Genomic DNA, 5,416 nt, shown 5'->3' on the forward strand with positions numbered 1-5,416 from the left:
ACGGATGGACCACCCGACAACTCCCCGACGGCCGAACCCAATGGATCCGACCACCCCACCTCAACACCCGACGACCAACCACCAACAACTACCACCACCCCGAACGCATGCTCACCGACCCCGATGACGAGGACCCGGAGTGTCCCGACTAGCCCAACAGGCGCGCGGTGGCGCGCCGGAGCACCTGCGCCCGGCTGCGGTCACCGTGGTCGGCGGCGACGAAGTGGTTGCCGATGGCCAGCGAGAACCGGTGTCCCGATACGTCAGTCCGGGTCACTGGCATTGACAGCGGCAAGCAGTCCAGAAAGCTCGGCCGAGCGACTGGGATCGCGAAGAGCAGCAGCGGCATAGGCCCTAGACGCGGGACCCGACTGAGCGGCCAGTGTCGGGCTGTCGGCGGTAACGAGTTCAGCGAGTGCCGCGGCCACTTCTGCCGGCGCCTGCGGAGCGGGACCGGACGTGCCGACCCAGGCGTAGAGGTCCTCGGACAGGCTTGGGCGAGGGTCGCCGCCTTCCGGTATGCGGTCACCCCACACCCGTTCAAGCTCCGTCATCACCGGGCCGGGCTGGAAGCACGAAACCAGCACACCAGACGGCGCAGCTTCGGCGGCGACACTGCAGAACAACGTCTCCAGCGCCGCCTTGGCGGCCAAGTAGTAGCCCATGCCCATCACGGGGAGTCCAGCCACGAAGCACGACGAGACCAGGACCAGGTGACCATGGCTCTGCCGGCGCATGATCGGCAGGGTTGCCTGCACGAGGGTCATGGTGCCCCACACGTTTGTCTCGAAGCTGGTCCTCGCGACGTCGAGTGACACCTGTTCGACGCCACCGATCACGCCATAGCCGGCGTTGTTGATGACGGCATCGAGGCGTCCTTCGGCATCGACGATTTCCGCGAGTAACGGTCCCATGGTGGATCGTTCGAGCAGGTCCAGCGTACGAACTTCGATGCGGCCGGGCTCGGCGTCTCGGGTGAGGTCGTCGGCCGTGGCCAGGTCGCGCATCGTCGCGTACACCGTGTGCCCATCGGCGGCCAGACGCCGTGCCGTTGCATAGCCGATGCCTTGGCGGGACGAGGTCCCGGTGATCAGTACCACCCGAGGTCGCACGATGCCGAATCTCCTTACGTCGTAGAGGGACTGATCGCGCCGTTGGACACGCGGTTTAGGACAGCAGCCGGTCGGCGGCCCGTCGCAGCACGGCGACCCGATCATGCTGCCCGTGGTCTGCGGCAATGAAGTGGTTGCCGATCAACAACGAAAATGCCAGCAGGGCAATCGCTTCCACGTCGTCGGCATCGGTGTGCAGCTCGGCGACGAGCGTGCGGAGGTAATCCATTCTCCGGTTGTCGACGCGGCGCAGTCGCTCGGCGACGGCTGCGTCTCGGCGCGCCCAGTCCCGGACGGCGAGGTCGATCGGCAGCAGTTCATTTGAGAACGTCAGCATGCCTGCCTTGGTGACCTTGGTGCGCGCGTCGCCACCCTCCCGCTCAACGGTGTCGAGCACCTCGTCGGTGCTTCTGAGCTCCCATGCGTCGAGGACGGCATCGAGCAGTGTTTGTCTTCCGTCGAACTGGTGGTAGAAGCCGCCTCGCGTCACGCCGAGGGTCTGGGCGAGCACGTCGACCCGCACGGCGTCCGGTCCCCCTTCGGCCAGCGCCATCAGTCCGGCGTCGATCCACGCCTCGCGGGTGGTTCGCGTCTGTGCCGGCATGGATTTCTCCCGAAGGGTGAAATGGTGCGTTGAAATATTGGATTGACAATACGATCCCATGATACATACAGTGGTGTGTGCTTCGGTCACCGAACCTCCCCATCAATGAACACACCCGGATGCCCTGGCGAATCCATGCCATTGCGAACGACTTTCGCGTCGAAGACGTCTGGGCGTTGCCGACATTCGGAGGGCCGGACGACTTCCCGCGACTGGTCGCGTTGATGCAGTCCTTCGACCCGGCGCAGTCTTCACCCGTCATCGGCGCGCTGTTCGCGATCCGGTGGCGCCTTGGCGCCTTGTTCGGGCTTGACCGCGGCGAAACGGGGTTGGGCACCCGTGTCCCGTCGCTACGCGACCGCCTGCCCGCCGACCTGGCTGACGTCGACATTGCCGTGCCCGCTGAATCGCCGTTCCGCCCCGTCTATCTCACCGATCGCGAGGCGGCCCTCGAGATTGCCAACGAGACCATGCACGGGGTGCTGCATCTGGGCTGGGTGTCCGACGGTGACGGTGGCTACCGCGGTCAGATGGCGGTGCTCGTCAAGCCGAACGGATGGTTCGGGCGTGTGTACATGGCCGCGATCGCCCCGTTTCGCTACGCACTGGTCTACCCGCTGATGCTGCGGACCATCGGCCGTCTGTGGCAGGCCACCGCCCGAAAGGTGACGGTGCCGGACGACGTGCGCGAGCTGAGCACCCTGCCCCGGATCGACTACGCCGACGCGTTTCTCGTCGACACCAGCGCCCATCCAGAGCGGACGGCCGAGCGGTGGGCCAAGGCGATGCTCGAGGAGGCTCCGGCATCGATGCGAGCCAAGCTGCTGTCCGGTTGGACGGCGCTCGGATTGAAGGCTGCGGAGTCGGGCCCGTCGATCCTGGCGTGGGAGGTGCACAGCAGCGCTCCGGACGCCCTGCTGCTCGGCAGGGATTCGCGGATAGGGATGCCCGGCGAGCTTCTGTTCGCCTTACGACCCGAAGGACTTCTCTTCGCCACGTTCGTGCACCACCGCACCCCAGCGACTCGAGCGGTGTGGGCAGCGGTCGTACGCACGCACGTGCGTACGGTCCTCGAACTCCTGGAGCGGGCGGCGGCCGCGGACGTTACGGAGTCGGCGGGAGCGGGCTAGCCGGAGGGGGCGGCGGGGGCGGCAGCCACGGGAGTGCGGGTCCAGGTGCAGGAGCCGGCGGCGGAGGGGCAAGCGCGGGGTCGACCGGTGCGCTCGGCACATTCGGGCCAGGAGCCTGATCCGGGTACGGCGTGTTCATGCCGCGCTGCGCAATCCCCAACAGCAGCGCCTCCTTGCCGCTGATCTCCTGGTTCTGCACGGCCTGCCACAGATCCTTCAGGTAGCTCACGTTCGGCGAGTCGTCGTCCTGGGGCTCCATCGTCGAACCCGGCGGCAAGGCGTCGGGGCTCGCGAGATGCGGAATGCCGTCAGGAGGAATGCCGTCAGGAGGTGTGGGGGCCGGGGCGTCGCCCGCCGCCTGCACGGTGGTCGACTCGACCGGCAGTGGTGGTGGCTGCGGTGCGGGCAGCGGCGGGTCGGCCCATGCCGTTGCCGATGCCACTACGGCGACGGCCGCGCCCGCAGCGCAGCAGGTGACCGCGGACAGAACCGTCCGGATGGTGTGACTCATCGCGGTGCCTCTCGGTGTTACGCCAGGGACTCATGGTACCTCTGGGTTCATCCGCGTTCATTGGAATTTCGTTACAGATCAAAGACGGGAACACGTTCTACTTGGGACTTTCGAAAAGCCGCTCCGACACGTGCCATCTGTGGTGTAGCAATGCCATATCCAGCTAGACCACCTCGTCACGAGGAGTGCCCGAAAGTCATGACGAACACCGCCGAAGCCCCGAATCTCCCCCCGAACTTCGACTTCACCGATCCCGACATCTACGCGGAGCGGTTGCCCATCGCCGAGTTGGCCGAGATGCGAAAGGTCGCTCCGATCTGGTGGAATGCACAGCCCGAAGACGTCGGCGGGTTCGGTGATGGCGGCTTCTGGGTGGTCACCAAGCACAAGGACGTCAAGGAGGTGTCGCGGCGCAGCGACGTCTTCTCCAGCGAGGAGAAGACGGCGCTGCCCCGGTACAAGGAAGGCGCGCCGATCGAACAGATCAACGCGAGCAGGGGGGTCGTGCTGCTCAACATGGACGCGCCGCATCACACTCACCTGCGAAAGATCGTCTCGCGGGCGTTCACTCCTCGTGCGGTGGAGCGTTTGCGTGCTGAGCTCAAGCTGCGCGCCGAGAACATCGTCAAGGAGGCACTCGAAAAGGGTTCGGGCGACTTCGTCGAGCAGGTCTCCTGTGAGCTGCCATTGCAGGCGATCGCCGGGCTGATGGGCGTGCCGCAAGAAGATCGCAAGAAGCTGTTCGACTGGTCCAACCAATTGGTCGGCGACCAGGATCCCGAGTTCGCCTCCAACGACGGGCTCACTGCGTCGGCCGAGCTGATGATGTACGGCATGCAGATGGCGGCGGAGCGGGCGGACAAGCCCGGCGAGGACCTGGTGACCAAGCTGGTGCAGGCCGATGTAGAGGGACACAAGCTCACCGACGACGAGTTCGGGTTCTTCGTCATCATCTTGGCGGTGGCGGGTAACGAGACGACGAGAAACTCGATCACTCAGGGCATGATGGCGTTCACGGAGTTCCCCGACCAATGGGAGCTGTACAAGGCCAAGCGCCCCGCCACCGCTGCCGATGAGATCGTCCGTTGGGCTTGCCCCATCACCTCGTTTCAGCGAACGGCGCTGGAGGACACCGAACTTGACGGCGTGCCGATCAACAAGGGTCAGCGAGTGGTTATCTTCTACCGCTCCGCCAACTTCGACGAGGACGTCTTCGACGACCCGTACACGTTCGACATAATGCGCGACCCCAACCCGCACGTCGGCTTCGGTGGCACGGGGGCGCACTACTGCATCGGCGCCAATCTGGCCAGGATGACCATCGATCTGATCTTCGACGCGATCGCTGACGCGATGCCCGACCTCACGCCGCTGGCCAAGCCCGAACGGTTGCGGTCCGGCTGGCTCAACGGCATCAAGCACTGGCAGGTCGACTACACGGGCGCGTCCGCTAAGTCCGCTGTGGCACAGTAGGTTTCGCTGCCGACGGGTAGTCGATGATCGACCGCCAGTAGTCCTCGGGTATCTCCGCGCCGGTGCGCAGCACCATCGCCAGGCCGGTCGCCATCGCAATGCCGAGCAGGCCCAGCCAGAGTCCGGCCAGCGCGATGACGATCCACAGCACGGTGGTCAGCGCCGGCCACGGCGACACGATGGCGAGCGCAGGCGCGAACAAGAACCCCATGCCGATGTACCAGGACGAGCCCGCGCGATCGGACTTCAGCACGAATCGCAACCACCGTGGGATCTCCGTGTCGGTTACCGCCTGTTGACGGGACTGCATCACGCCTCCTCGGGTCGGCCCGGGAGTTCCCGGACAACATCCACCTTCCCGCCCGCGGGTAAGCGAAGCAATTACCTTCGAGGTAGTCGATGACTGCCAGGGAATGCGCCAGACTGGGCCGGTGACCAGCGTCGGCGTGCAACATCCCCCGTTCGGATCGTTGATGAAGCAGTGGCGGCAACGACGCCGGCTCAGCCAACTCGATCTGGCCATCGAGGCCGACGTGTCATCGCGTCACGTCAGCTTCATCGAAACCGGGCGGTCCGCCCCGAGTCG

At 65.6% G+C, this 5,416-nt stretch carries 8 protein-coding genes; 3 read left to right on the forward strand and 5 right to left on the reverse strand.

Annotated elements, in window-relative coordinates; translation table 11 throughout:
* Positions 1-148: 148 nt before the first annotated feature.
* The 3 genes from QOC69_RS10675 to QOC69_RS10685 are packed head-to-tail and all read right to left on the reverse strand — an operon-like array spanning position 149 to position 1,716.
* Positions 149-277: a hypothetical protein gene (locus QOC69_RS10675; RefSeq protein ID WP_526439155.1), complete on the reverse strand. Its 129-nt coding sequence runs from the start codon at positions 275-277 to the stop codon at positions 149-151.
* Entirely contained in the window at positions 264-1,112 is an 849-nt protein-coding gene (locus tag QOC69_RS10680; protein WP_526439157.1) for an SDR family NAD(P)-dependent oxidoreductase, read from the reverse strand. Before QOC69_RS10680 ends, QOC69_RS10675 begins: the two co-directional genes overlap by 14 nt.
* Positions 1,113-1,167: 55 nt before the next feature.
* On the reverse strand, positions 1,168-1,716 hold the full coding sequence (locus tag QOC69_RS10685; RefSeq protein WP_526439159.1) for a TetR/AcrR family transcriptional regulator: 549 nt from the start codon (positions 1,714-1,716) through the stop codon (positions 1,168-1,170).
* Between the two features lie 119 nt (positions 1,717-1,835).
* Between QOC69_RS10685 and QOC69_RS10690 the strand changes: the two genes are divergently transcribed.
* On the forward strand, positions 1,836-2,846 hold the full coding sequence (locus QOC69_RS10690; protein ID WP_526439161.1) for a DUF2867 domain-containing protein: 1,011 nt from the start codon (positions 1,836-1,838) through the stop codon (positions 2,844-2,846).
* Here QOC69_RS10690 and QOC69_RS10695 read toward each other — a convergent pair.
* Positions 2,821-3,357 carry a hypothetical protein gene (locus tag QOC69_RS10695; protein WP_526439163.1) on the reverse strand — a complete coding sequence of 179 codons (537 nt, stop codon included), beginning with the start codon at positions 3,355-3,357 and terminating at the stop codon, positions 2,821-2,823. The genes QOC69_RS10690 and QOC69_RS10695 overlap by 26 nt on opposite strands.
* A gap of 198 nt (positions 3,358-3,555) precedes the next feature.
* Between QOC69_RS10695 and QOC69_RS10700 the strand changes: the two genes are divergently transcribed.
* Positions 3,556-4,830, forward strand: coding sequence for a cytochrome P450 (locus tag QOC69_RS10700; protein WP_526439165.1), 1,275 nt, complete (start codon positions 3,556-3,558; stop codon positions 4,828-4,830).
* Here QOC69_RS10700 and QOC69_RS10705 read toward each other — a convergent pair.
* Entirely contained in the window at positions 4,808-5,140 is a 333-nt protein-coding gene (locus QOC69_RS10705; protein WP_526439167.1) for a hypothetical protein, read from the reverse strand. The two genes, QOC69_RS10700 and QOC69_RS10705, sit on opposite strands and share 23 nt — an antisense overlap.
* A 103-nt stretch (positions 5,141-5,243) precedes the next feature.
* Here QOC69_RS10705 and QOC69_RS10710 point away from each other — a divergent pair.
* Positions 5,244-5,416: helix-turn-helix transcriptional regulator (locus tag QOC69_RS10710; RefSeq protein ID WP_526439169.1), on the forward strand; the 173-nt coding region annotated here is incomplete at its 3' end.

Source organism: Mycobacterium sp. (assembly GCF_032162105.1).
Classification (GTDB): Bacteria; Actinomycetota; Actinomycetes; order Mycobacteriales; family Mycobacteriaceae; genus Mycobacterium.